This is a genomic window from Actinoplanes sp. NPDC023714 (assembly GCF_040639855.1).
Taxonomy (GTDB): Bacteria; Actinomycetota; Actinomycetes; order Mycobacteriales; family Micromonosporaceae; genus Actinoplanes.
In genome coordinates, this window is the sequence record NZ_JBFAAR010000008.1 from 376,720 (window position 1) to 402,189 (window position 25,470).

At 72.6% G+C, this 25,470-nt stretch carries 21 protein-coding genes; 11 read left to right on the forward strand and 10 right to left on the reverse strand.

Features of this window, described 5'->3' with window-relative positions:
• Positions 1 to 61 precede the first annotated feature (61 nt).
• Positions 62 to 1,333: a helix-turn-helix transcriptional regulator gene (locus AB0G10_RS31760; protein ID WP_360929934.1), complete on the forward strand. Its 1,272-nt coding sequence runs from the start codon at positions 62 to 64 to the stop codon at positions 1,331 to 1,333.
• Positions 1,334 to 1,432: 99 nt separating this feature from the next.
• Here AB0G10_RS31760 and AB0G10_RS31765 read toward each other — a convergent pair whose 3' ends face one another.
• Positions 1,433 to 1,651 carry a hypothetical protein gene (locus AB0G10_RS31765; RefSeq protein ID WP_360929937.1) on the reverse strand — a complete coding sequence of 73 codons (219 nt, stop codon included), beginning with the start codon at positions 1,649 to 1,651 and terminating at the stop codon, positions 1,433 to 1,435.
• Positions 1,652 to 1,792: 141 nt separating this feature from the next.
• On the opposite strand from AB0G10_RS31765, the gene AB0G10_RS31770 reads away from it, so the two are divergent.
• The 7 genes from AB0G10_RS31770 to AB0G10_RS31800 all read left to right on the forward strand — a co-directional run bounded on the left by AB0G10_RS31770 (position 1,793) and on the right by AB0G10_RS31800 (position 10,189).
• A complete protein-coding gene (locus AB0G10_RS31770; RefSeq protein WP_360929940.1) occupies positions 1,793 to 1,984 on the forward strand; it encodes a hypothetical protein in 192 nt (63 codons plus the stop codon).
• Positions 1,985 to 2,058: 74 nt separating this feature from the next.
• Positions 2,059 to 4,983: a type 2 lanthipeptide synthetase LanM family protein gene (locus AB0G10_RS31775; RefSeq protein WP_360929943.1), complete on the forward strand. Its 2,925-nt coding sequence runs from the start codon at positions 2,059 to 2,061 to the stop codon at positions 4,981 to 4,983.
• Positions 4,980 to 7,148, forward strand: coding sequence for a peptidase domain-containing ABC transporter (locus tag AB0G10_RS31780; protein WP_360929946.1), 2,169 nt, complete (start codon positions 4,980 to 4,982; stop codon positions 7,146 to 7,148). The genes AB0G10_RS31775 and AB0G10_RS31780 overlap by 4 nt, the downstream gene beginning before the upstream one ends.
• 169 nt (positions 7,149 to 7,317) lie before the next feature.
• Positions 7,318 to 7,581, forward strand: coding sequence for a LysR family transcriptional regulator (locus AB0G10_RS31785; RefSeq protein WP_360929949.1), 264 nt, complete (start codon positions 7,318 to 7,320; stop codon positions 7,579 to 7,581).
• Between the two features lie 49 nt (positions 7,582 to 7,630).
• On the forward strand, positions 7,631 to 8,455 hold the full coding sequence (locus tag AB0G10_RS31790) for a BTAD domain-containing putative transcriptional regulator (RefSeq protein ID WP_360929952.1): 825 nt from the start codon (positions 7,631 to 7,633) through the stop codon (positions 8,453 to 8,455).
• A gap of 43 nt (positions 8,456 to 8,498) precedes the next feature.
• Positions 8,499 to 9,419, forward strand: coding sequence for an ATP-binding cassette domain-containing protein (locus tag AB0G10_RS31795; RefSeq protein ID WP_360929955.1), 921 nt, complete (start codon positions 8,499 to 8,501; stop codon positions 9,417 to 9,419).
• Entirely contained in the window at positions 9,416 to 10,189 is a 774-nt protein-coding gene (locus AB0G10_RS31800; protein ID WP_360929958.1) for an ABC transporter permease subunit, read from the forward strand. The genes AB0G10_RS31795 and AB0G10_RS31800 overlap by 4 nt, the downstream gene beginning before the upstream one ends.
• A gap of 59 nt (positions 10,190 to 10,248) precedes the next feature.
• On the opposite strand, the gene AB0G10_RS31805 is transcribed toward AB0G10_RS31800, so the two are convergent.
• From AB0G10_RS31805 to AB0G10_RS31835, 7 genes are all read right to left on the reverse strand, one after another.
• Positions 10,249 to 11,136: an LLM class flavin-dependent oxidoreductase gene (locus tag AB0G10_RS31805; protein ID WP_360929961.1), complete on the reverse strand. Its 888-nt coding sequence runs from the start codon at positions 11,134 to 11,136 to the stop codon at positions 10,249 to 10,251.
• Complete coding sequence (locus AB0G10_RS31810; protein WP_360929964.1) at positions 11,137 to 11,304, reverse strand: hypothetical protein; 168 nt, start codon at positions 11,302 to 11,304, stop codon at positions 11,137 to 11,139.
• An 11-nt stretch (positions 11,305 to 11,315) separates the two neighbouring features.
• Positions 11,316 to 14,096, reverse strand: a complete 2,781-nt coding sequence (gene lanM, locus AB0G10_RS31815) for a type 2 lanthipeptide synthetase LanM (RefSeq protein ID WP_360929967.1) — start codon at positions 14,094 to 14,096, stop codon at positions 11,316 to 11,318.
• Positions 14,093 to 16,252 carry a peptidase domain-containing ABC transporter gene (locus AB0G10_RS31820; protein WP_360929970.1) on the reverse strand — a complete coding sequence of 720 codons (2,160 nt, stop codon included), beginning with the start codon at positions 16,250 to 16,252 and terminating at the stop codon, positions 14,093 to 14,095. The genes lanM and AB0G10_RS31820 overlap by 4 nt, the downstream gene beginning before the upstream one ends.
• 2 nt (positions 16,253 to 16,254) lie before the next feature.
• On the reverse strand, positions 16,255 to 19,254 hold the full coding sequence (locus tag AB0G10_RS31825) for a type 2 lanthipeptide synthetase LanM family protein (protein WP_360929973.1): 3,000 nt from the start codon (positions 19,252 to 19,254) through the stop codon (positions 16,255 to 16,257).
• A gap of 166 nt (positions 19,255 to 19,420) precedes the next feature.
• Positions 19,421 to 19,594 carry a class II lanthipeptide, LchA2/BrtA2 family gene (locus tag AB0G10_RS31830; RefSeq protein WP_360929976.1) on the reverse strand — a complete coding sequence of 58 codons (174 nt, stop codon included), beginning with the start codon at positions 19,592 to 19,594 and terminating at the stop codon, positions 19,421 to 19,423.
• Positions 19,595 to 19,628: 34 nt separating this feature from the next.
• A complete protein-coding gene (locus AB0G10_RS31835) occupies positions 19,629 to 19,793 on the reverse strand; it encodes a plantaricin C family lantibiotic (protein WP_360929979.1) in 165 nt (54 codons plus the stop codon).
• Between the two features lie 188 nt (positions 19,794 to 19,981).
• On the opposite strand from AB0G10_RS31835, the gene AB0G10_RS31840 reads away from it, so the two are divergent.
• Together AB0G10_RS31840 and AB0G10_RS31845 are read left to right on the forward strand one after the other, a co-directional pair.
• On the forward strand, positions 19,982 to 21,001 hold the full coding sequence (locus AB0G10_RS31840; protein ID WP_360929982.1) for a hypothetical protein: 1,020 nt from the start codon (positions 19,982 to 19,984) through the stop codon (positions 20,999 to 21,001).
• Between the two features lie 88 nt (positions 21,002 to 21,089).
• Positions 21,090 to 22,289, forward strand: coding sequence for an acyltransferase (locus AB0G10_RS31845; protein WP_360929986.1), 1,200 nt, complete (start codon positions 21,090 to 21,092; stop codon positions 22,287 to 22,289).
• Here AB0G10_RS31845 and AB0G10_RS31850 read toward each other — a convergent pair.
• Positions 22,214 to 22,879: a methyltransferase domain-containing protein gene (locus tag AB0G10_RS31850; protein WP_360929989.1), complete on the reverse strand. Its 666-nt coding sequence runs from the start codon at positions 22,877 to 22,879 to the stop codon at positions 22,214 to 22,216. The two genes, AB0G10_RS31845 and AB0G10_RS31850, sit on opposite strands and share 76 nt — an antisense overlap.
• A gap of 21 nt (positions 22,880 to 22,900) precedes the next feature.
• Complete coding sequence (locus tag AB0G10_RS31855) at positions 22,901 to 23,971, reverse strand: FAD/NAD(P)-binding oxidoreductase (protein ID WP_360929992.1); 1,071 nt, start codon at positions 23,969 to 23,971, stop codon at positions 22,901 to 22,903.
• A gap of 125 nt (positions 23,972 to 24,096) precedes the next feature.
• On the opposite strand from AB0G10_RS31855, the gene AB0G10_RS31860 reads away from it, so the two are divergent.
• Positions 24,097 to 24,939 (forward strand): helix-turn-helix transcriptional regulator, encoded by an 843-nt coding sequence (locus tag AB0G10_RS31860; protein ID WP_360929995.1) that lies wholly within the window; start codon positions 24,097 to 24,099, stop codon positions 24,937 to 24,939.
• Positions 24,940 to 25,470 lie beyond the last annotated feature (531 nt).

The following is a 25,470-nucleotide window of genomic DNA, read 5'->3' on the forward strand; positions in this document are numbered from 1 at the left end:
AGTCATCCCGTAGCGAAGAGAGTCACGGGACGTGTGAGGAAGTGGACCCGTGGTCGCTCAGGTGCCCCAACCCGAATTCGGTCGCCGCTTGCGGAAGCTGCGCGCCGGTCGCGGGCTCTCCCAGCGTGACCTGGCATCGGGAGCGGTCAACCAGTCGTACATCTCGCTGCTGGAGTCCGGCGCGCGGGTGCCGACGCTCGACGTCGTCGCGCACCTGGCCAAGATGCTCGGCGTGCCGCTGCGGGATCTCGCCGGCGACATCGACGTGGACATGGAGGCGGGCGCCGCGGCTCCCGCCCCGGGGCCGGCCGGTCCCGCGCCCGCCGCGTTCGTCCAGGAGCTGCTCGCCACGAGCGCCATCGACCAGGGCGACCTCGACCAGGCGGAGCAGCAGCTGACCCGGCTCTTCGAGTCGGCCGTGGCGGCCGGGTCGCCGACCGCGATCCTGACCCAGGGGCTCGACCTCGAGCGGGTGCTGGAGATGCGCGGCGACCGCCCGGCCCGCTACGCGCTGCTCGGCCGGCTGCTGCCGGTGGCCGAGTCGTCCGGGGTGGCCGAGGCGCGGGTGCGGATCCGGGTGTCGCTGGCCGCGGCCGCGCGCGACGTCGGCCGGCTCGACGAGGCGTTCGGCCACATCGAGCACGCCCAGCAGGAGATCGACGCGACGGCGTACCGGCACGGGGCCGAGCACATCAAGCTGATGGCCGTGCACATCTCCATCCTCGCCGACTCCGGCGGCGGCGCGGAGATCGTCCGGCTGGTGAACGGCATGCTGGCGATGGCCGAGCAGCTGGACAGCCCGGGCATCAGCGGCCGGGCGCACTGGGCGGCGAGCCTCGCGCTGGCCGCGGCCGGCGAGACCGACCGTTCCCTGGAGCTGCTGGCCGGCGCGCGCCGGATGCTGGCGAACCCGCGCACGTCGCTGCGGGACTGGGCGCGGTTCAGCCGGGCCGCCGCCTCCACGCTGCTCGACGTGGACGCCGACCGGGAGCGGATCGACGACTACATGCGCGCGGCCCGGGCCGCGACCGTGGCCGAGGCCGGCCCGGACGCCAACCGGCTCGCCGCGCTGGAGGTGCGGTACGCCATCGCCACCGGCGACCCGGAACGGGCGCTGGCGATGGCGGCGACCGTCGACGAGAGCCTGCTGATGGGCCTCGAAGGGGTCCGCTTCCTGCACGCGGTCGGCAGCGCGCTGGTCCGGGTGGACCGGGCCGGGGAGGCGGTCGCGACGCTGCGCCGGGCCGCCCAGCTGGCCGAGGAGATCTCGGCGTTCCGCCGTGCCTCGCAATTGTGGCGGGAATTGAACGACCTGATGGCTTCCCAGAACTGAGAACACGAAAAATGCGGGAACCCCGATGAGGGTTCCCGCATTTTGCGTTTCCGGTGAATACCCGGCGGACCGGGTATTCACCGGGAGCTTGGTGACCGGTTACCAGGGCCACTCGTCGGCGGGCCGGTCGATCGTGCCTGAATTGCCGGGGTTGTTCGGGTTACCCGGGATCGCCTGCGCTCCCACGCCCGGCTGCTGCGACGGGCCGTGCTGCGCCGGGTCGGCCTGCGCGGGGGTGGCGAGGAATCCGAGGACCGCGGTGGCGGCGGCGGCCAGGAGAGCGGTGCGCTGGGCGATTCGGCGGGTGTTGTGCGTCATGCCGATATTTCTATCGGCCGGCGCCGGGCCGGCGACAGCGCAGATCGAATTCTTCGATCCAGAACGGACGTACCGGCGAAACGGTGGTCTGCTGAATCTCATCCGAGCGGGACACATTCCGCACGACGAGAGGACGAGGAAATGACGTACGAGGACAAATTCGCGGCGGCCGGCGACATCGCTGCCGAGCTCAGCGAGCAGGAGATCGACCTCGAGGCGAGCCAGGAGGCCGGTGGCCTGTTCACCGTCCCGGGCACTAGCACCATCGGCTGGGTCTGCACCTACTCCTGGGAGTGCTCGGTGCCGAAGAAGCTCTGCGGCACCGGCGACTGACCGTACGAAATCTCCGCGGGGCCCCTGGACACCAAGGGCCCCGCGTTCGCTTTCACGAGAGGCGTGAACCCCCGATGCGATCGACCGACGTGCAGACCCTGTTCCCCGAGTACACCGACGCCGCCGAGCTGCGCGGCTTCCTCACCCGCATCTCCGGCGATCTTCCGGACGACGGCGTTCAACCCGATGACCGCACCTCGGAGCTGCTCGCTCTCGGCGCGCTCTGCGAGGATCCGCCCGGGACGGGGCCGGCCATGTTCGACGCGTTCGCCCGGGCCTTCGGCGAGCGGTACCGGGCCGAAGCCGAAGCCGTGTTCGCCGGCTCGCCGCTGACCGCCCGGGCGGCCGCGACGCTCGCCGGCGAGCTGCTGGACTGGCTCGTCGAGCGGGTGCAGAACGCTTCCGTTCGTACCCTTGTGGTGGCTCTTGATCTGATGAGGGCCGCGGGTGTGCTGCCCGGCGAGACCGCCGACGACCGGCTCCGGCACTTCTGCGACCTGACCGGCACCGAGGCGTTCCGGGAGACCCTGTTCCGCGTCTTCCCGGAGTTGCGCCGGCAGCTCGACGTGCTGGCCGAGGGGAGCGTGCGGCACGCGCGGCGGCTGGTGGAGGCGACCGGGGACGCGGTGGCCGGCGGCGTGCTGACCGCGGACGCGATCGGCGCCGGGCCGGCCGAGCTCCGGCACATCGGGTACGGCCTCGGCGACTCCCACGCCGGTGGACAGGTGGTCAGCCTGCTCACCTTCGGCAGCGGCCGGCTGCTCGTCTACAAGCCGCGGTCGATGGCGGCCGAGCGCGCCTACGCCGGCTTCCTGGCGAGGGTGAACGCCGCGGCCGGGTTCGCGCTGCCGGTGCTGCGGGTGTGGTGCGGCGCCGAGTGCGGCTGGCAGGAGTACGCGGACCAGGCGCCCGCCCGCGAGGACCCGGCCTACTACCGGACCGCGGGCCGGCTGCTCGGCGTGCTGAATCTGCTGCGCGCCGGCGACATGCACTACGAGAACGTGCTGAACCACGGCGGGCTGCCCGTGGTGATCGACGCCGAGTCGCTGTTCAGCGTCAACCATCGGGCCGGCGCGGGCGGTGCGGGCTCGGCGGCCGAGGCGCTCGCGCACACCGTCTGGTCCACCGGCTTCCTGCCGACCCGCATCGCGGACCCGGCCGAGCCGAACCGCTCGATCGACATCGGATTTCTCGGGTACGTCCCGGGACAGCAGGCGGTCACCGCGGTGCCGACGCTGGAGGGGTTCGGCACCGACCGCCCCCGGGTCACGATGACCACCGGCTCGGTGGACACCCCGGCGATCCGGCCGTCGACAGTGCCGCGCGGCGTCGAGCTGCGCGAGCTGTGCCGCGGCTTCGCCGAGTGCTGGGACTGGGCCGCCGGGGACGCCGGCCGGGTGGAGCGCTGGATGCGCGAGCTCTTCGCCGACCTGCCGACCCGGGCCGTCCTCGAGGCGACCAGCAGGTACTACAAGCTGCTGCGGACCTCGACGCACCCGGCCTTCCAGATGTCCACCGACCGGAAGCGGATCCTGCTGCACCGGGTCGGGCTGGGCCGGCTCGACCACTTCACCGCCCCGGTCGTCCGCGCCGAGATCGACGACCTGCTGCAGGGCGACATCCCGTTCTTCACGCTGCGCACCGGATCGCGCTGGGTGCACCACCGCGGCCGGCCGATCGCGGACGTGCTCCGGCAGACCCCGCTCGACCAGGCAGTCGCGGGCCTGCGGCGGATGTCGGACGAGGGGCGGGAGCGGAATCTGCGGATCATCCGGGCCGCGTACGCCGACCTCACCGAGCCGGAGTGCGATGCCCCCGCGTACCGGCCGGGTGTCCGGCGCCCGGCGCCCGCACCGGCCGGCCGGGTCCGGGAGGCGGTCGACGTCATCGCGGCCGAGCTGTCCGGCGCGGTGATCACGGCGGCCCGGCCGGAGTGGATCGGCGCGACCATCCGGGACACCACGCAGGAGCATCCGTGGCGGGTCGGCGAGCTCGCCGACGACCTGTACGCGGGGGTGGCCGGCCTCGCCCTCTTCCTGGCCGCGGCCGGGGTGCTGACCGGCCGGCGGCGCTACCGGGACCTGGCCCGCGACGCGCTGGCCCCGCGGGTGGAGGCGCTGCTCGCGGACCCGGCACGGCGGCGCCGGGAGGTGACCGGCGGGGTGGCCGGCGGATATCCGGGGGTGGCCTTCGCCGCCCTGGAGGCCGGCCGGCTGATCGGCTCGGCGGAGCTCGCCGAGCTCGGCGCCCGGCTCTGGGACCACCTGCCCGGCGACCTCGGCCAGATCACCGACTCGGACTTCCTGATGGGCACGTCCGGGCTGCTCGCGGCGTCGCTGACGGCCGGACGGCCGCTGGTCTCCGAGGCGCTCTTCCGGCACCTGCGCGCCGCCCCGCTGCCGGCGCCGGGCAAACCGGTCTACAGCGGTTTCGCGCACGGCACGAGCGGGCGGCTCGCGGCCGTGGCCCGGTACGCCGCGGTGACCGGGGGTGCCGGGGCCACCCTCGCCGGGCTGGAGCGGGCGCACGCCGGGCTCTACAACGCCGCCGAGGGGCACTGGCCGATCAGCGACCGGGCGCCGGAGCGGACCGCGCGCGGGTGGTGCCACGGCACGCCCGGGGTGCTGCTGGGAGTCACCGAACGGCTCGCGGTCCTGCCGGGATCCGCGCCGCTGGATGTCGCGGAGCTCGCCGAACAGGTGCGGACCGGCGGCTTCGGGCTGAACCTGTCGCTCTGCCACGGCGACGCCGGCAACCTGCTGATCCTCGGGCAGGCCGCCCGCTGGGACCCGACCGGCCGGACCGCCGAGCGCTTCGCCGACCGCCGCGGCCAGCTCGCCGCCGCGATCGTGCCCCGGGCGCTGCGGGCCCGCACCGGCAAGTCGGTGCTCAACGACTCCCTCTACGTGGGCCTGGCGGGGATCGGGATGGGCCTGCTGCTCAGCACCGGCGAGGTCGATGTCGCCTCGCCGCTGACGTTCCGCCGGGACACGCCGTGAGCCCCCGGCCGGGCTCGCTCCGCCGGATCCGGCGCCGCGGGCCGCGCGCCGTCGAGCAGCTGGGCGCCACCGAGTGCGGGCTGTGCTGCTGCGCCATGCTGCTGGAGGCGGCCGGCGCCGGGGTGTCCATGCACGACCTGCGGCTGCGGTACCGGGTCGGCCGGGACGGGCTCACCGTCGCCGACCTGGCCGCCGTGCTGCGCGAGAACGGCGTGACGCCGCACGTCTACCGGACCACCCCGGCCGGGCTGGCCGCGCTCGGAGCGCCGGCGATCTGCCACTGGAAACGGTCGCACTTCGTGGTGGTCACCGGGTTCGACGGCGGGGGAGTCACGCTGCTCGACCCGGGCGCCGGCCGCCGCCGGGTCGGCCACGAGGAGTTCGCGGCGTCCTTCTCCGGCCTGGCCGTGACGGCCGACCGGCTCCCGCGCCGGGCCCGCAATCCGTCCGGCGCCCGGGCGCCGGGAGGCGCTCGTGTGCTGGCCCGGTTCGCCTGGGAGAAGCGCCTCCTGCTCGGCCTCGTGCTGCTGCTCTCGCTGGTCAGCTCGGTGGTGCCGCTCGGCATCCCGTGGCTGCTCGATCAGCTGTTCGGTGGCGAACCGGGCGGCGATCCGGGCGGCCTGTCCGCGGGCCCGCTGCTGGCCGGCGTGGGGCTGGCGTTCGGCCTGATCCTGTTCGTGCGGACGGTGGCCGGCGTCGTGGCGTCCGCGGCGGTCGGCCGCGCGCTCTCCGGCGCGGTGTTCGACAGGCTGCTGCGCCTGCCGTACGGATTCGCCGAGACCCGCGGGCCCGGCGACCTGATGTTCACCCTGGAGTCGGTCCAGCAGTTGCGGGCGCTGCTCTGCAACGACCTGATCATGGTGCTGGCCGGCACTGTCGTCGCCGTGGTGCTGCTCGGCTGGCTGGCGGCCGTCTCGCCGGCGGCGCTGGCGGCCACGCTCGGGCTGATCGCGATCCTGGCCGCCGGGACGCTCGCCGCCGCCCGGACCGTCCGCCGCCTCGCGTACGCGCAGACCAAGGCGCAGGCCGAGCTCCAGGCCACCCAGCTCTCGGCGATCTCCGGCCTGGAACTGATCAAGACGAACGGCATGGAGGACGCGTACGCGGCGCAGTGGCAGTCCCGCAGCGACGCCGTGCAGCAGCGGGTGAGCCGTCTCCAGATCGCGCAGGGCGTGTTCGACGCGGTCACCGCGGGGGTGATGTTCGTCGGGCCGGTCGTCATCCTGGCGCAGGCTGTGCCGGCCGGCGCGCCGGCGAGCGTGTCCCTCATCGTGTCGGTGCAGGCGCTGACCGGGTTGCTGCTCGGCCAGGTCAACATGATCGTCGGCTCGATCACCCGGCTGTCCCGGGCCGGCTCGCTGCTGTCCCGGGTCGCGGACATCCTGCTGCGCCCGGCCGACGACCTGTTCCGCGGCGAGGTGCCGGACCGGCCGGCCGGCGCGGTCGACGTCGAGGGGGTGTCCTTCGGGTACGGCTCGTTCGGGCGCCGGGTGCTCGACGGCGCCACCCTGCACGTGCCGGCCGGCGCGAAGGTGGCGATCGTCGGCCCGTCCGGCTCCGGCAAGTCCACCCTGGCCCGGCTGCTGGTCGGCCTGCACCGGCCGGACCGCGGGCGGATCCTGATCGGCGGCGTGGAGCTGGGCCGGCACGAGCGCGACCGGTTCTTCGAGGCGGTCGCGTACGTGCCGCAGAACGTGGTGCTGGAGTACGGGACGGTCCGGGAGAACATCGCCTGGGGCGCCGGCGACCCGGACGAGGAGCGGGTGCACGAGGCGGCCCGGCGGGTCGGCCTGCACGACGAGATCAGCGCGCTGCCGCTCGGGTACGACACCCCGGTGGCCTCGCTCGGGCAGAACTTCTCCGGCGGCCAGCGGCAGCGCATCGCCCTGGCCCGGGCCGCCTTCAAGCGGGCCTCGATCGTGGTGCTGGACGAGGCGACCAGCTCGCTGGACAACCTCTCCGAGGCGACCGTGACGGCGTTCTTCGACAGCCTGCGGGCGACCCGCGTCGTCATCGCGCACCGGCTCACCTCGGTGCTCGACGCCGACCTCATCGTGGTCATGGACCGCGGGCGGGTGGTGGCGACCGGGACGCACGAGCGGTTGTGCCGGGATGACGGCCTGTATCGGGCGCTCTACCGCCGCACGCTCGCCGAGGTTAGCTGAGAATTACCTTAGTAATATCCTGTTATCTGGGCCGTGTGCAGGAAAAACACTACCTGCATGCATGGTGCACAGGGTTTCGGAACCGATCGATCATTGACCCCCGTGACAATCTCGCATTAGTGTGATGACTACAGTAAAGCTGGTGGCGCGGAACATCCACGGGGGAGTCATGAACGAGCGTGAACTGCAAGCTTTCGTCACCGTCGCCCAGTGCGGGCGGATGGACCTGGCCGCGCAGTCGCTGGGCTACTCCCAGCCGGCGATCAGTTACCAGATCAAGTGCCTCGAGCAGACGCTGAGCACCCGGCTGTTCGCGCGCAACTGCACCGGCGCCGCGCTGACCCGCGCCGGCGCCCTGATGCTCCCGTCCGCCCAGGCGGTGCTGGTGCTGATGAACGGCATCAAGACCGCCACCGGCTCGGCCGTGGGCTGAGCGGAACCGGGTCGGCCCCTACACGGACGCACGACGCAAACGGGGAGACATGCTATTCAAGATTCTGGGCCCCCTGGAGATCCAGGGCCGCCGGCAGACGGGCTCACCGGTACGCCGGGCCATACTGACCGCGTTCCTGCTGCGCGCCGGCCAGTCGATAGGCGTCGGCGAGCTCGCCACCCTGCTCTGGGACTGCCCGCCGCCGTCGGCCACCGCCAACATCCGTAGCCACCTCACCGGCCTGCGCCGCGATCTCGACGACGCCGTGCCCGGTCTGGGCGGCCGGATCAAGACCTACCGCGGGACGCAGGTCAGCTACGGCCTCCAGGTGTCGCCCGAGGAGTGCGACCTCACCGCGTTCAGCCGGCACACGCAGATCGGCCGCGGCCTGCTGCTGCGCGGCGAGGTGGAGTCCGCGGCGCAGACCCTCGAGGAGGCGCTCGCCCTGTGGCGCGGGCCGTTCGGGCCGGATCTGCCGGAGACCCGCTGGTTCGGCGCCCACGCGGCCGGGCTCAGCGGCGCCCGGTTCACCGCGTACGAGCAGCTCTTCACGTCCTGTGTGATGGCGAACCGGACCGACATGCTGTCGTACCGCATCGAGACGGTCCTGGCCGAGGCGCCGTACCGGCAGCGGCTCTGGGAGCTGCTCGCCGCCGTGCACTGCATCGAGGGCGACGCCGCGTCCGCGCTGGAGACCATCAAGCGCTGCCAGGAGCTGTTCGCCGACGACCTCGGACTCGACCTCCCGCCCAGCGTCGGCGCCATGCGGATGGCCGCGCTCAGCTGGGACCGCGCCCAGGCCCTGCGCCTGCTGTGCAGCGGCGCGTCCGCCACCGGAGGGGGTGCCGCGCCACCGCTCTCCAGAGTCTCCTGACGACACCCGCAAGCGAACCGAACGCGAAGGCGAAGAAGGTGCAATGAGCGCATCGATCGAAGTACGGCAACTGACCAAACGGTACGGCGCCACGGCCGCCGTGCAGGACCTCTCCTTCGAGGTCCACCCCGGCCGGGTGACCGGCTTCCTCGGCCCGAACGGCGCCGGCAAGTCCACCACGATGCGGGCGATCGTCGGGCTGGACCGGCCGACCTCCGGCGAGGTGCTGGTCGAGGGGAAGCGGTACGACCAGCTGAGCCGGCCGCTGCGGCACGTCGGGGCGCTGCTCGACGCCAAGTCGCTGCACGGCGGCCGCACGGTCCGGGCGCACCTGGACGGCCTGGCCCGCAGCAACCGGATCGAGGGCCGCCGCGTCGACGAGGTGCTCGACCTGGTCGGCCTCACCACGGTGGCGAAGAAGCGGGCCAAGGGCCTGTCGCTCGGCATGGCGCAGCGGCTCGGCGTGGCCGCGGCGCTGCTCGGCGACCCGAAGGTGCTGCTGCTGGACGAGCCGGTCAACGGCCTCGACCCGGAGGGCATCCTGTGGATCCGGGCGCTGATGAAGCGGCTCGCCGCCGAGGGCCGCACGGTCTTCGTCTCCAGCCACCTGATGAGCGAGATGGCGCTGACCGCCGAGCACCTCATCGTGATCGGGCAGGGCCGGCTGCTCGCCGACAGCCCGCTCGAGGAGTTCATCAGCCGCAACTCGCGGTCGTTCATCCTGATCCGCACGCCCGAGCCGGAGAAGGCCCGGGACGTGCTGGCCGCCGACGGCATCACGATCGAGAACGGCCCGGACGGCACGCTCGAGGCGGTCGGCACCACCCTCGAGGTCGTGGGCGCGCTGATGGCGCGTCACCAGATCACGGTCTACGAGATCAGCCCGAAGGTCGCCTCGCTGGAAGAGGCGTTCATGCAGATGACGGCCGACGCGGTGGACTACCGCGCGAAGCAGGAGGTGTGACCGTGGCGGAGTTCGGCGCGGCCCTGTCGTTCGAGTGGACCAAGATCCGTACGCTGCGGTCCACGTTCTGGAATCTCGCCATGTTCCTGGTGATCAGCCTGGCGCTGGCGGTGCCCACCGGGTACTTCCTCAACGAGACCTACGCGGACCTGGACGCCGCGGAACGTCTCACCTTCGACCCGGTCGGCTCGGGTCTCAGCTCGATCCGGCTGGGGCTGCTCGCCCTGGTCATCTTCGGCGTGCTCGCGGTGAGCACCGAGTACACCTCGGGCACCATCCGCAGTTCGCTGACGGCGGTGCCGCGCCGAGGCCTCTTCTTCGGCTCGAAGCTGGCGGCCGGCGGCCTCGTCGCGCTGGCGGCCTCGACCGTCGTGGTGATCGCGACCTTCGTCGCCACCAACGTGATGCTCGGCGAGCACGCCGTCGGGCTGACCGACGACGGGGTGCTGCGCGCCATCTTCGGCGGCATCGCCTACACCACCCTGCTCTGCCTGTTCAGCATGGGGCTGGCCGCCGTCCTGCGCAGCTCGGCGCTGACCATCGGCATCCTGTTCCCGCTCTTCTTCATGGTCTCCACGATCCTCAGCAACATCCCGAAGGTGGGTCAGGTCGCGCAGTTCCTGCCGGACGTCGCCGGCGGGCACATCCTCTACCGCGAGCCGCAGGGCGACACCGTGCTGAACGCCTGGACCGGCCTGGCCGTGCTGCTGGCCTGGACGGTGGCCGCGGTCGTCGCCGGTCACCTGGCCATCAAGCGCCGGGACGCCTAGAGCCGTCCCGCCCGGACCCGTTCCGGACGAGCCCCGCACGCCACCCGGCGCGCGGGGCTTCAGCTTTTGAGCAACGCGAGCAGGTCGCCGGCCGCCGCCCGGGGACCGTGCACGGCGGCCGTCCCGGTCGCGTTCAGGACGACCTCGTCCACCCCGGCCGCCGCGAACTCGTCGAGCCGCTTGCGGATGTCGGCGGCCGAGCCGTACAGGAAGACGCCCTCGTCGATGAGCCGGTGCGGGTCGGGCTCGTCGACGCCGGCCTGCCGGAGCATGTCCCGGTAGTGCGGCGCCCGCACGTGGGCGCCGCACGCGGCCGTGACCAGCGCGGCCGGGTCGCGGCCGGGACCGTCCAGGGCGACCGGCACGATGGCGGTGACCCGGATCGGCTCCGGCAGGGCCCGCGGCGCCGACCGCAGCGCCGGCCACAGCGTCCGCTCCAGGTAGGAGGCCGGGGTGAGCCAGGTGATCGCCACGTCGGCGACCTCGCCGGCCACCCGGGCCATCCCCGGCCGCAGCACGCCCAGCCCGATCTCCACCGGGGGCACCTCGACCGGGAACGGCGCCCCGGTCAGGGTGGCCCGGACCGCGCCGAGGTAGTCGCGGGCCACGGCGAGCGGCCGCGGGTAGGCGCCGCCCAGCAGGCCGCGCTGCAGCTCGGCCGACCCCGGCCCGAAGCCGGCGACCACCGGCTGCCCGGTCGTGAGCGCTACCGAGCGGGCGTCCACGGCGGCCTGCGCCGGCGACCGCAGCGGCATCAGCGAGACGCCGAAGCCGGCCGGCACCGGCAGGCCGTTGCCGGCCAGCCAGGTGACCACCTGATGCGCGTCGAGCAGCAGGCCCTGGCCCTGCCAGAGCCGGGCGGCCCCGCCGGGCCGCACCAGCTTGGCGAAGCCGGCCACCTCGCGCGGGTGCGCCGGCGCGAAGGGGACGAGCAGGGAGAGCCGCATCTAACCGGCCCGGCCGGAGCGGCGCGAGAAGATCGCGTAGAGCACGATGCCGGCGGCCGCGATGCCGGCGCCGACCCAGTTCTCCTGGGTGATCGCCACGATGGTCACCACGCCGAGGCCGGCGGCGACGATGGGCAGGCCGGACCTCTTGGTCTTGTTGTTCGCCATGATCGATCCCTTCAGTTCTGCGGTGCCGGGTGGATGGGCAGGTGGAACGCGACCGGAATGCTCCGGCCGGCGAGCCGCCCGTCGCGGGCGGCGTCGAGCAGCAGGTCGGTGTCGCCGACCCCGGACCAGCCCAGCAGGTAGCCGAGCAGGGCGGTCCGGCCGGCGGCGCCGGTGGAGAAGCCGTGCGCGCGCGCCGCGGCGATGACCCGCTCCTGGTACGCCGCCGCACGATCGAGGAACGCCGCGTCGTCGCCGAGGATGCGCCCGGTGGCGAGCAGGGACTGGATCACCCCGCTGCTGCCGTGGCAGACCGACAGGTCCACCGGCAGACCGGGCGACAGGTGCGTCGCGGCGTCCAGCAGGGCCGCGGTCCGGGCCTCGCCGAGGGCGTCGGGACGGCCGGCCGCGGCGAGGATCTCGGTGGCGGCGAGCAGCAGGCCGGCCGCGCCGTTGCACCAGCCGGCCAGCTCCGGCTGGTCGTCGCCGGCCAGCCGGTCGAGCAGCCAGCCGGCCGAGCGGGTGGCCGCCGCGGGGTCGCCGAGGACCCGACCGGCCCGGGCCGCGGCCCAGTGCAGCCCGAGGTCGCCGTGCGCCACGTCGTACCAGGGCCGGTCCCGGGCGACCGTGAGATGGGTGTGCACGAGGTCGACGAGGCCGGCCACGTCGACCTCGCGGGCGGACCCGGGGCGGGACAGCAGCAGCATCAGCAGGCCCGCCGGGCCGTTGCCGAGATCGGCCTCCAGAGTGGACGCGGCGGCGCGCCCGGCGATGCCCGCGGCGATCCGCTCGCGCCACGCCGGCTCGGCCCGCCCGTCCCGGGTGAGCAGCACCGACGCGGCGCCGGTGAACGCGCCCTCGGGCACCTGGAACAGCACTTCGGCGTATTCGGCGAGCAGGACGTCGAGCCCCCGCTCCGCGCTGTCCCGGACCGCTTCCAGGGCCGGGTCGGCCGCGGCGGCGTGGGCCAGGAAGGTGACGATGCCTCCGAGGTCGTGGAACGAGACGAAGTTGCCCGGGGTCAGCGTCAGCGTATCCCGGCCCGGCCCGATCCCGGCCAGCCAGCCGAGCTCCTCGCCGTCCGGCCCGTCGTGCCGGACGCCGACCTCGCCGATGGTCCGCGCGATGCCGGGCCACCACCGGCCGGCCGTGGCCGTGCGCAGGGCGGGGGCGAAGACGCTGTGCGGCGCGAGCTCGCCGGCGCCGGCCACCTCGCTGAGCCCCTCCTCCAGCAGGAAGTGGTGGTAGTGGTCCGGCTGCCGGGCGTTCTGCCGCAGCCCGCGGCGGGCGAACTCGAGCCCCGAGGTGCGGTGCACGTCCGGGTACGCGGTGCGCACCGTGGCCAGCTCGGTAGAGCCGGCCCGGGCCGAGAAGAGCGGCACGTTGCCGGCCCGCAGCGAGGCCCGCTCCTGCTCGCCGACGTACGCGGCGGCCCCGGGACTCAGATATGTCGGGTACTGCCCGAGCAGCGACAGCAGCCGCTCCGCCTCGGCGTGGTCGCGCAGGTAGTCCGGGTGGGTGCCGGCGTCGATGAACTTGGAGTAGACCCGGGTCGAGCGGATCAGGCAGCGCACCCGCATGTCCGGGTACTTGTCGAGGACCGGCTCCAGGACGCCGTCGCGGATCGCACCGAGCGCGGCCAGGTAGCCGTCCCGGATGTCGGTGAAGTGGGCGACCGCCGAGACCGCCGCCCCGCCCTCGCGCGGCAGGTTGTCGCCGTGCCGGTAGGTGATCGGCGTCCACTGTGCCGCGATGCCGTCGTTGTCGTGGTCGCGCACGGTCGGCCGGCGCATCCGGGAGCTCTGCACGCCGTCCACGCCGATGCCGGACATGTTGAGGTCGTTGTCCGAGCCGTGGTTGAGCACCGGGAGCAGCATGGTCGAGGCCATCGACAGCTTCAGGCTGTTGATCAGGCGATGCGGCAGGGTGTCGTCGTCCACGCCGGCGTCCGGCCGGACCACCGTCTCGGTGTCGATCACGTACGGGTGCTCGCCGCCCGCGATCACGTTCTCGTCGTGCAGGTCGGACGCGCCGATCGCGCCGAGGATCGCGCCCAGCGCGCCGAACCGGTAGAAGTAGCGGGCCGGCTGGTCCGGCGCGGTCATCGGGCGCGGCGTGACGTACTCCTGCCAGCCGTACCCGTCCCGGGCGATCGAGCGGGGCAGGCAGTCGCGCAGCGAGTGGGTCAGGTACGGCTCGGCGGCCGCGTACAGGTCCCGGACGAAGTCGTCGGTGGCGAGGTCGCGCGGCTTGAACAGCACCCGGCCGCCGCCGGCGAGCTCGAGGCCGACCACCTTGCGGTTGTCGTTGTGCAGGTCGCCGGCCGTGCCGAACAGCGACACCACCCGCTGGTCCGGGCCGGCGAGCAGGCCGGCGCGGTGCATCGCCTCCCGGTCCCGCCGGTACGCCCCGAGCACCTCGGCGTACGGCTCCAGCGACGCGGTGACCATGGTGGACAGCCGGTCCCGCAGCACCGGGTGGGCCGCCAGGACCTCCTCGCCGCCCGGCCCGGCGAGGTGGTCCCGGAAGAGCCGCAGCCCGGTGTCGCCGGTCGTGGTCGCGGGCAGGCCGCGGGCCTCCCGGAAGACGTGGAACGCGCCGATCAGCGTCCGGAAGGACTGCTGCTCCACCCGCCCGGCGAGGTCGTTCCACACCCGGTCGAGGATGCCGTCCACGTGCTCCGGGGCGGCGACGGCCGTGACCGCCTCGCGTAGCCGCGCGGCGACCCGGTCGCGCGGCACCACCCGGTCGTAGAAGGGGCGGAACGCGTTGATCGCGATGGACGGTCCGCTCATCGGGGCTCCTCGGCGGTCGTGACGGCCGCTGCCGTCTCGGTGTACAGGTCGGCGTAGGCGGCGCCGTTGGCCAGCAGGGCGTCGTGGGTGCCGTGCTCCACCACGTGGCCGCCGGCCAGGACGTAGATGTGGTCGGCCGACCGGATCGTGGCGAGGCGGTGCGCGATGATCACCTGAGTGGCGCCGATCTCCTGGATGATCTGGGTGACACGGCGCTCGTTGACGGTGTCCAGCGAGGCGGTCGCCTCGTCCATGACCAGGATCCGCGGCCGCTGGAGCAGCGCGCGGACGATGGCGAGCCGCTGCCGCTGCCCGCCGGAGAAGTTGGCGCCCATCTCGGACACCAGCGTCTTGAGGCCCATCGGCAGGTCGTCCAGGAAGTCCAGGATGCCGACGTTCGCGCAGTAGTCGCGGACCTCCTCGATCGGGATGTCCTGGCCCATCGTGAGGTTCTCCAGGATGGTCCGGTTGTGCAGGTGGACCTCCTGCGGGATGTAGCCGATCGAGCGGCGCAGCGCGTTCCGGTCGTACTCGCGCATGTCCGCGCCGCCGAACTCGACGGTGCCGGTGACCGGCTCGTAGAGGCCGCAGATGATCCGGCCCAGGGTGCTCTTGCCGGACCCGGACGGGCCGACCAGGGCGATCTTCGCGCCGGCCGGGATGTCCAGCGAGACGTTGCGCAGCACCAGATCGCTGTGCCGGGTGAAGCGGAAGCTGACGTCCCGCAGCCGGATGCCGGTCGACGGCAGCGTCAGCCGGCTGCCGCCCGCGGTCTCCGGCTGCGCGGCGGTGATGTCGCCGAGCCGGGCCACGTACCGGGACGCCTCGCTGAACTCGGTGTAGGTCTGGAACACCGAGGTGGCCAGCGCGAAGTAGGTGGCCGACACGGCCTGCACCCCGATCGCCGCGCCCAGGCTGATCTGCCCGTGCGACACCATGTAGAGCGCGCTGAGCAGCACCAGCAGCGGGCCGAACATCTGGGTGGACGCCGTGACCCCGGCGATCCGGCCCTGCTGCAGGCGGATCCGGGTCTTCATGGCCTCCAGCGAGTCCTGGTAGGTCCGGCTCCAGTCGGCCACGAAGCGGTCCGCGTAACCGCCCATCTTGATGGTCGGGATGGAGACGATCGCGTCCAGCTGCGTGGATTGGCTCTTCGACAGGTTGGCGATCTCGGCGTCCACCGCCTCCAGCACGCGCATCCGGGTCTTCGCCAGATAAAGCGCATTGAGTACGAGGAGAGCCAGCGTGATCAGCCCGAGCCGCCACTCGGTCAGGAAGATGTAGGTGGTGACCCCGATCAGGGTGCCGACGTCGAGCACCCCCTGGGCGACCCGCGACGAGAGCAGGTCCCGGATGGTGTTCACGCTGTTCAGCCGGAACAGCAGCTCACCGGGTTGGCGGGTGGTGAAGAACCGGTACGGCAGCGCCAGCAGCTTCGTGAACGTCCGGGTCATCAGGTGGCCGCCGAGCAGCGTCACCAGCGTGGACAGGGTGGCGGTGCGGATCAGGTGGATGACGTAGTAGCCGGCCGCCACGGCGAACACCAGCGCGATCATCACGCCCAGGTCGCCGAGGCCGTCGAACCGGGCGGTCCGGTCCACCGCCCACTGGGTGAGCAGCGGCACGCCGAGCACCGCGCCGTAGCCGACCAGCGACAGCAGGCCGACGAGCACCATCCGGCGGCGGGCGCCGTCGGCGAAGAGCGGCACCCGGCGCCACTCGGCGAACGGCTTCGCGCGGGACTTCTCGAAGTCCGGCCCCGGTTCGGCGGCGATCACGATGTTGCTGAACCCGGCCTCCAGCTCGGCCGCCGTGATCCGGCGCCGGCCCACCGCCGGGTCCATCACCACGGCGTGCTTGCCGTCGAACTTCTCCAGGACCAGGAAGTGGTAGTCCTCCCAGTAGAGGATGACCGGTTCGGTGAAGCCGGCGAGAGCGCGGACGTCCCGTACCCGATAGGTCTTGACCTGAAGGCCCCGGGCGGTGAGGTATTGGGCCAGCTGGTGCGCGGAGAGACCGTCGCGGCCGGCGTCCATCACCTCCCGCGCCGTGGAGATCTCCTCGGCCCGGCCGAAGTAGCGCAGCAGCGCCACGCACGAGCAGAGCCCGCATTCGGTCTGCGTCACCTGGGTGACGGTGGGGACCCGGCGCCCCATGATCACTCAACTCCTTCGGTGCTCGGACGGGCCAGATCGATCGGGGAGAGGCGGGCGGCCGGGTCGAGCCGGTTCACCAGGTGCAGCACGATGCCGGAGGTCCCGACCAGGAGGCTGTTGGTGTGCGCGTACCGGCTGTGGAAGTCGGCGATCTTCCGGCGGAAGACGTCCGGCGCGAGCCAGCGCTCCTCGATCCCGGCCAGCTCGGCGGCGAGCGGGGTGCCGGCCGGACCGGCCAGGGAGGTCAGCACGTCGTGGTTGCCCAGGTCGCCGTGGCACCAGGTGAGGTTGCGGCCGAAGCCGTCGCGGACGGTGTTCGCCACGGCCCGGGCCAGAAGGCGGTCCACCTCGGGGCCGTCGTTGATTTCCTGGTAGGCCGACAGTGCCAGGGCGATGCCGGCGGCGCCGTGGCACCAGCCGGTCGAGAACGCCTCGGGCGTCGCCAGGTTGGAGAACCAGTTCCGCTCGGCCGGGTCGTAGAAGCGCCCGAGGTGGCCGTACAGATCGGACAGAGCGCTGCGGACCGGGGCGTGCGCCTCGGCGGGCAGCAGCGGCAGCGCCCGGCTCAGGGCGTAGATCAGGCCGCTGACCCCGTGCGCGAAACCGGACTGGGCGAACAGGCTCGCGTGCCGGGCGTCGCCGGAGCCGATCGCGCCGAGCAGCAGCCCGGTGAGCTCGGTGACCGCCGATCCGGCGTGCCGGCCGCCGATCGCGGTGATCCCGGAGATGACCCCGGCCAGGCCGCCGATGACGTCGGCGGGCACGCCGGCCGGCGACTGCTTGCGGATCAGGTCGGTGACCAGCGGCACCGAGTCCTCGGCGGCGGTGCGCCAGTCCGGCCGGTCGAGCAGCCGGCCGGCCGCGGAGAGCGCGAACAGGATGCCGGTCATGCCGGTGTAGCCGCCGAATCCGGCCTGGGCGATGCTGCGGGCCTCGTACCGCTCGCCGGCCAGGATGTCCGCGGTGGTCGAGAAGATCTGCGAGGACAGGTCCCGGTAGCGGTCGTCGCCGAGCAGCCGGCCGGCGGCGGCGAGCGCCAGGGCCGGTCCGGTCCGTCCGGTGTAGAGCTCGTAGCCGAGCACGCCGGGCGGCCAGGGGCGGCCGGCCTCGGCGGAGGCGAGCGGGCCGATCCAGGTCCGGGGCAGGTGCGCGAACTTGTCCGGCAGTGAGGTGGCGACGAGCTGGTCGCTGAGCTCCGCCACGAGGGCGGTCATCTCGTCGCGCCGGTCGCCGGCCGGCTTCGCCGCGCCCGCGCTGGGCACCGGCCGCTCGGACGACGTGAGGTGGTTGTCCGGGAACCGGGACGCGAACGCCGAGTAGATCAGCCGCAGCTGCTCGCCGAGCTCGGCCTCGCTGAGCCGGCCCGCCTTCGCCACGGCGGCGTCGAGCGGCGACTGCGGGAAGTGCGCGCCGGTCTCGGCGCCGCTGCCGTCGGTCAGCGCCGTGCCGGTGGCCGCCACCGTGAAGTACGGGACGTCGCGCTCGGCCAGCTGCCGCATCTCGGCCCGGATGATCTGCCGGTCCGAGGTCTTGCTGGCGATCGCGATCCGCTTGAGCAGGGCGAGGTACGGCCCGGTGCCGTCCAGCGCGCTCGGTCCCGAGGTCATCTGGAGGATCTGGGCGTACAGCGACGTGGGGTTGTGCACGTAGCGGACCCGCAGGCCGGCGGCCGCCTCGCGGAGCAGCGCGGTCCACGCGTCCGGGTCGGCCATCGCGGCGCGGAACACCCGGGTGAAGCCGGCCGCCATCCGCTCGCCGAGCCGGTAGGTCTCCTTCTCGCTGAGGGCGCGCACCACGGTGGTCCGCTCGGCGGCCGCGGCGGGCCGGAACACCAGCCGGATCCGGTCGGTGAACGGGTTCTCGATCTGCGCCGACTTGAACGGCGCGTTGCCGCGCACGTTCTCCCCGAGGAAGCCCAGGTCGACGTGGCCCGCGTCGGCGTCCTTGCCGGCCAGCACCAGCGGCAGGATGCCGATGCCGTAGACCGACTTGCCGATCGTGGCGTACGCGTTCTCCGGCGCCTCCGGGGTGGGGCCGACGTGGATGCGGTCCGGGTGCAGGATCGTCTCGAGGTCGATCGGGAGCGGGCCGCGGCGGGTCGGCAGGATGTTCTCGAAGTGCATGTCCCGCGCGTTGAGCAGGTAGAGGACCGCCGCGAGCTCGCCGCTGGACTGCATGAACGCGCCGGAGATGTCCGAGACGTCCTCGGCGGTGACGAACTCGACGTAGCCGTACCCGGGGCGCTGGAGCACCGCGGCGCTGGCCAGGTCGGTGTCGATCCGGCTGTTCAGCTCGCGCGCGATGGTGACGTAGGCGGCCTCGCAGGAGACGTCGCGCGGCTTGTAGACGAGCCGGGCGCCGGACTCGAACACCAGGACGGCGACGCTGCGGCCGTGGTGGTGCGTGTCGCCCTCGGCCACGCCGTACGAGGCGAGCCGGTCGGTGGCGGCGATGCCGAACGCCGCGGCGATGGCGGCCCGGTCGGCGGCCAGCCGGGTGAGCAGCTCGCGGACCGCGGCGCGCTCGTTCTCGAGCACGATCCGGCGCAGGTCCTCCAGCAGCGGGAAGCTGACCCCGCCGGCCACCTCGAAGGAGGTGCGCAGGGACTCGGCGGCGAAGTGCTGGTAGCGGGCCTCGGGGGTGCCGCCGGTGAGGCGGTCGTCGCGCCGGGCCCGGTTGATCGCGGCCACGAGCGGGCGCGTGTAGAGGTTGCGGATCCGGCTCTCGGCACGGGTCAGCAGCTCCCGGAGGATCCGCTCCGGGCCGGCCAGGGACGCCGTGAACTCGGCGAGCGGGTCCGGTGCCGCCACGCCGGCCGCGATCGTCCGGATGATGCGCTGGAAAGGATATTGCTCGGGTTCGATCGACCATCGGCGTACGAATTCCGGGCGACCCTCCCGCAGCACGCCGGCGATTTCGTGGTCGAAAACGGCCAGCGGCGTGATGGTCTCCCCGATCTCGATGCTGTCGAACTCGGGATAGTAATTGGTTGCGGACGCCATTTTCTTCCACTTCCGTTCGGCTCGGCGCCGGCCGCGCGGAAAGGAAGCGGCCCGGCGCACGGTGAATGTTGCGCGTTCTCGGGGTGGTGCGGCCAAATGGAACGGCGACGGGGGTTGGCGCCTGTTCCATCCGGCCGCATCCATCACCGTGCCGGCTGGAGGGCTCTCAGCACTCCTTGGTGCACTTCGTCGTCGGGCAGACCGCCGCGGTGACCAGCGTGATCGTGGTGACGGCGCAGCCCCAGCCGGTGCCGCCGTAGGTGTCGGTCTCGCCGAGCTCGATCAGCTCCGCCTCGTCGTGGCGGGCCAGGTCGTCGGTCTCGTTCTGCTTCTCGCTCATGTTCTTCCCTCTTTCTTTCCGGTCGATTCGGTGATCAGGAGCAGTTCGGCTGGCATTCCTTGGTCAGGGTGCACCAGCCGCCGTTGTTGCCGAGGTAGTTGGAGAGCGAGAAGGTGTTCGTGGTGCAGGCGCCGTAGGCCACACCCTCGAAGTCCTGCTCCTCGATCTCCTCGACCAGCTCGATGTCGCCCTCGTACATTTCCTTCTCCTTTGTTCTGTCCGGCCGATCCGTCGTCCGCCTGACAAGAAATATCTTGGCGGGTGCGCATTGATATCAGGCATTGCGCCAAGAGGCCGGCCGGCACACTTCCCGCACACGCTCCGCATAGGACGGATGCGAGATCGGCCGGGCCGGCGTTGATCCAATGTGAGAGCGTTCCCGTACCGATGGGCATGGGCAGGTCTCGGAACAGCACGTCACGCTGGAAGGTCGCAGCGGTCGCAGCGGTCGCGGTCACGATCACCGGCGTGGGACTCGGAGTGGCGTCGGCGGCGGAGGGCGTGCCGACCGTCGCCTGCCCGCAGGTCGTGGTCGGCGGGAACATCCCCGCGCAGGCGCGGGACGAGGTGCAGCGCAACCTCGACCTGCTGCAGAAGCAGATCGAGGAGGCGAACGCCCGGATCGCGAGCACGCAGGGGCAGGGCGGCGCCAACTTCATCCAGAACGCGATCCTCGGGCCGCTGAAGGACAAGCGGTTCGCGGCCATCAACCGGATCGAGACGGCGATCGGGCGGAACGCGCCGAAGCCGGACCTGAACGCCGAGGGCCTGGCGCCCTGCACCCTCGACGAGGACGGCGGGGGAGACGACACCAACGCCGGCGGCGGCAATGGCAACGGTGGCGGGGCTCCTGCTCCCGGCGCCGACCTGGGCATCCTCACCAACAGCTGCGACACCAGCACCCTGCAGGCGCACGACGGTTTCCAGAAGGGCGACCGCTGCGTCTCCACCGAGTTCGGCGAGGTCGGCGCGGCCGCGAACAACCCCACCCTGCTGATCACCTCGGCGCCGAGCCAGGTGCGCCGGAACCAGGCCTTCACGCTGCGGATCAGCACCCGCAACCTGATCCGGGACCGGTTCCTCGCGGCCGGCCAGGGCGGCTACTACGTGGAGTCCAGCGTCCTGCAGAACGGCCTGGTCCGCGGCCACTTCCACACCGCGTGCCGGATGCTCGCCGGCACCCGCAGCGCGCCGGATCCGGCGCCGGTCCCGGCGTTCTTCGTGGCGACCGAGGACAGCCGGGGCGGCAGCACACCGGACACGGTCACCATCCAGGTGCCCGGCCTGCCCGAGTCCGGCACCGCCCAGTGCGCCTCGTGGGCAGGCGACGGCTCGCACCGCATCCCGATGATGGAGCGCGCCAACCAGACGCCCGCCCTCGACGCGGTCCGCATCCGGGTCCGCTGATCGCCGACCCCGGGCCGGCCCACCCGCAGCCGGCCCGGGCAGACCCTCGCCGAGGTCGCGAAGGTCATCACCTGAGTATTCTTCGTCGATGCTCCACCGGCGTCTCGGATGGCTGGACGGACTGCGGGCGGTCGCCGTCCTGCTGGTCCTCTACGCCCACCTGAGCCGGTACGCGTTCCCCGGCGTCCGCGCGGTCACCAGCGAGTGGCTGCACGCCGGCACCGCCGGGGTGATGCTCTTCTTCCTGGTCAGCGGATACATCATCCCGGCCTCACTGGAACGGCACGGCGACCCGCGCCGGTTCTGGGCGGGACGGTTCCGGCGGTTGTGGCCGCTCTACCTCGTGGTGGTCGTCGCGGCCACGCTGATCCCCACCAATCCCGAGATGTCGGCGGAGAGCGCCGTCGCGCATCTCGCCATGCTCCCGTTCCTGCTGAACGCCGATCTGGTCACCCCGGTCCTCTGGACGCTCAGCTTCGAGATGGCCTTCTACCTGCTCGTTTCGGCCATCCATGCGCTGGGGCTGCGGCGGATCGATGCGTACGCCGGAGTCACGCTGGCGATCCTCGCCACGATCACGGCCCCGCTCGTCTCCATCGGCCGGGATGTCACGGTCCCCGCCGTGATCGCCCTGATCGCCGGCCTGGCCGGGATCTGCGGCCGCCGGCGGTGGGCGGTCCGCGCGGGCGGCCTGGCCCTGGCCGGGCTCACCGGCTGGCTCCTGCTGACCGGGATGGACCCGTCGCACGCGTGGGACGGCCTGCTCATCCTCGCCGTGATGTTCACCGGGACGACGATCTACCGGGCCGACACCGGCCAGACCGGCTGGTGGCCGGTCCTGGTCACCGGAACCGTGGTGGCGGCCGCCCTGCTGACCAACTGGTTCGCCGAGCTGCGATCCCTGGACGGCTTCACGCCGCGATACGTGGCCCGCTCGGTGATCACACTCCTGGTCTTCGCGGGCGCCTTCGCTCTCGGCATGCTGACCCGGCGATGGCGCACCCCCGGCTGGCTGGCCCGGATCGGGGTGATCAGCTACTCGCTCTATCTCGTCCACTATGTCCTGTTGCAGGCCTTCGGCGCCTCCATCCACGGCCCGCTCGGCGCCGTCCTGTTCCTGATCGCGCTCTACGGGATCTGCGAGCTGACCTACCGCTTCATCGAACTGCCCGGCCAGCGACTCGGCCGCGGCCGCACCATCAGCCTGCCCGGTCACCGGCGCGGTGCAGGGCCTGCTACTCCCGAGACGATCACCGCGGAGACCGGGGTGGCGAGACCGGGCGGGTAGGCCGCGGCCATCCCCTCGAAGTCGTACGTGCCGGCGGTCACCCCGGTGAAGCCGGCCCCTTCGAGGAGGGCACGATCCGGCAGATCCCGGAGGCTCAGCGCCAGCCGGCCGCCGGGCTTGAGCACCCGCGCCGCCTCGGCCACCGCCGGCACAGGATCGGCCGGGTGCCGAAGCAGGAAGTTCCCCGCCACGACATCGAACACCCCGTCCCGGAACGGCAGAGCCTCGACCCGCCCCACCGCGAACGTCCCCCGCGCCCTCGACAGCCCCGCCCTCGCCGCATCCACCTCGGCAAACCCGACCCCCGTCTCGTCGGCGCGCGGCCCTTGATCAGGAGCCGCGTCCGGCGAGGCGGAGTCGAAGGCAGGCTGGCGAGAACGGGCCAGGGCGACCATGTCGGGGGCCGGGTCGAGGCCGGTGGGGCGGCAGCCTCGCATGGTGGCCCGGGAAGCCAGCGCGCCGGGACCGCAGGCCAGGTCCAGGACGCGCATTCCGGGTGCGGCGCCCGCCGCGTCCAAGAGGCGGTCGGCCAGGAGGCGGTCGTATCCCGCGGCCCGGCCCCGCCGCTCGGAACGGCTGAACGGGTCCATCCGGCCAGTGTGGCGGAGAAATCAGACGCTCAGCATCTCGGCGTAACGCTCCACATAGAACGTCCTCTTGAACTCGGCCGTCTCCGCCGCGCCGAGCACGCCCACGCTCGGCTCGTAGGTCGCGCCGCCGTCCGGGCCCAGCGGCAGCACGATCGCGTCGGGGGCCGGGTGGTGTTCCGCCACGGCGACCCCGCCGCCGATCAGCGAGCGGATGTTGGCGGCCACCACCCCGGCGTGCATGCCGGCGTTGCGTGCCATCTTGAGTTCCGGCACGGCCGTCACATCACCGATCGCGAAGACCCGGTCGTGTCCGGGAATGTTCAGGTGTGGGGTCACCGCGAGGCGACCGTCCGGCTGCCGGGCCGCGGCCAGGGTCGCGTCCAGATAATCGGTGTTCACCCGGCCTCCGAAGCACGGCAGCCACAGGTCGGCCGCGATGATGTCACCGTCGTCGGTGGTCACGGTGAAGGGGCGCAGGCTTCCGGGCGCCGGTTCCGGCTGGGTGCGCAGAGACGTTCCGAGGCGCATGCGTACGGGGAAAGCCTCCAGCTGCCGCCGCACGAGTGACCGGAACTCATCGGGGAAGCGCCCGCCGAGCGGTTCCCGGCCCGGATCGACGACCGTCACCGCCTTGCCCGGCCAGGCCGCCGCGATCTCGCCGGCCATCTCCAGCCCGACCGCGCCGGCGCCGAGCAGCAGCACGTGTGACGCGCGGACCAGATTGTCGCGGAGCTGCTCGAGCCGGGCCACGGCCCTCACCGGGTCGTCGATCTTGGCGGGGAACGGGCCGGAGGAGCCGGTCGCCAGCACCACGTAGTCGGCGGGCAGCACCTCACCCGAGGACAGCCGGACCCCGTCGCCGGTGACGTGGACGGCCCTGCTCTGGATGACGCGGCCGCCAGTGAGCAGCCCCCCGTACGGAAAAAAGATCTTGTCTTGCCAAGCGGGGTCGACGGTGGCACGCAGCGCCGCCACGTTGTGCACGAACATCGCGCGCGGCTCCACCAGGGTCACGTCTGCGATGTCGTCGAGCGCCTTCGCCACCGCGATACCGCCGTAGCCGCCACCGACCACCACCACGTTCTCGGTCATGTCCGTTCCTTCCGATCGAGGATGCGACTCGACTCTCGGCCGGATCGGGACGGGCGGGGAGACCGGCGTGAGGGTGGTAGTGCGGGGGACACCCTCCGGCACGCCGACGTTGTTACGGTCGGGGAGTGAGCGACAACGAGCTCGGTCTGTTCCTGCGCAGCAGGCGCGAAGCGGTGAGCCCGGCCGAGGCGGGACTGCCGGCCGGCAAGCGCCGGCGCACCCCGGGACTGCGCCGTGCCGAGGTAGCGATGCTCGCCGGGGTGAGCGTCGAATACCTGATCCGCCTCGAACAGGGCCGCGACCGTCATCCGTCGCCGCCGGTGCTCTCCGCGCTCGCCGGCGTGCTCCGGCTGACCCCGGCCGAGCGGGTCCACCTGCACCGGCTGGTCAAGTCGGCCGGCCCCGGATTCAGCTGCCGGGGTGCGATGGGGCCGGCCCGGACCGTGCGGCCCACCCTGCGCGCCCTCCTCGACCAGCTCGAACCGGCCGCCGCCGTGCTGCTCAACCAGCTCGGCGACATCCTCGCGTCGACCGGTGGCTTCCGCCGGCTGGTCGCGCCGCTCGGCCTGCTCGACGACCCGGACGCCAACCTCGTACGGTTCGTGCTCGCCGATCCGCGAGCCCGGACCGCCTTCCCCGACTGGGAACACGTCGCCGACGAGCAGGTGGCGGCGCTGAAGCAGGGGCCGTTCCGGTCGAACCCGCACGGGGCGTCGTTCGCCGACGAACTGACCGTCACGGCGGGCGCCGCCTTCACCGACCGGGTCGAGCGGGTGCCGGGGCTGCCGCGGGCGAGCGGGGCGCTGCGGGTGACGCATCCGGAGGCGGGGGCACTGCGACTCGCGTACGAAACCCTGGAACTCTCCGCCGACGACGACCAGCGGATCGTGGTGTATTTACCGGCCGACGAGGCGACAGCCGTGGCACTGAGGGGCCTCCGCGAGCCGTTGCGCCTGGTAGCGGGCTGAAAGCAGCGCCCGAAGCTGATCGCCGCCCCCTCCCCGCCGCGATCTTGTGAAGCCGCGCAGGACCGTTCCTGTGGGATTCCACAAGATCGCGGGTTGGTGGTGGCGCCGATCGCGCCGGCCGCCGCGCATAGCCGCCCCCTTGCCGCGATCTTGTGAAGTTGTGCGGGGCTGTTTCTGTGGGCTTTCACAAGATCGGGGGTTGGTGGCAGTGGCGGCGGCTGATCGCCGTCTCCTTGCCGCGATCTTGTGAAGCTGTGCGGGGCCGTTGCTGTGGGCTTTCACAAGATCGGGGGTCGGCGGCAGTGGCGGCGGCTGATCGCCGTCTCCTTGCCGCGATCTTGTGAAGTTGTGCGGGGCCGTTCCTGTGGGATTCCACAAGATCGCGGTTGGCAGCGGCGCCGATCGCGCCGGTCGCCGCTCATAGCCGCCCCCTTGCCGCGACGCTTCTATAGGTGGGCCGGTTCCGGGAGGGATTGGTATCGGTAGGTTCGTCGCCGGTGATTTACGAGTGACTCACACAAGATCTGGCCA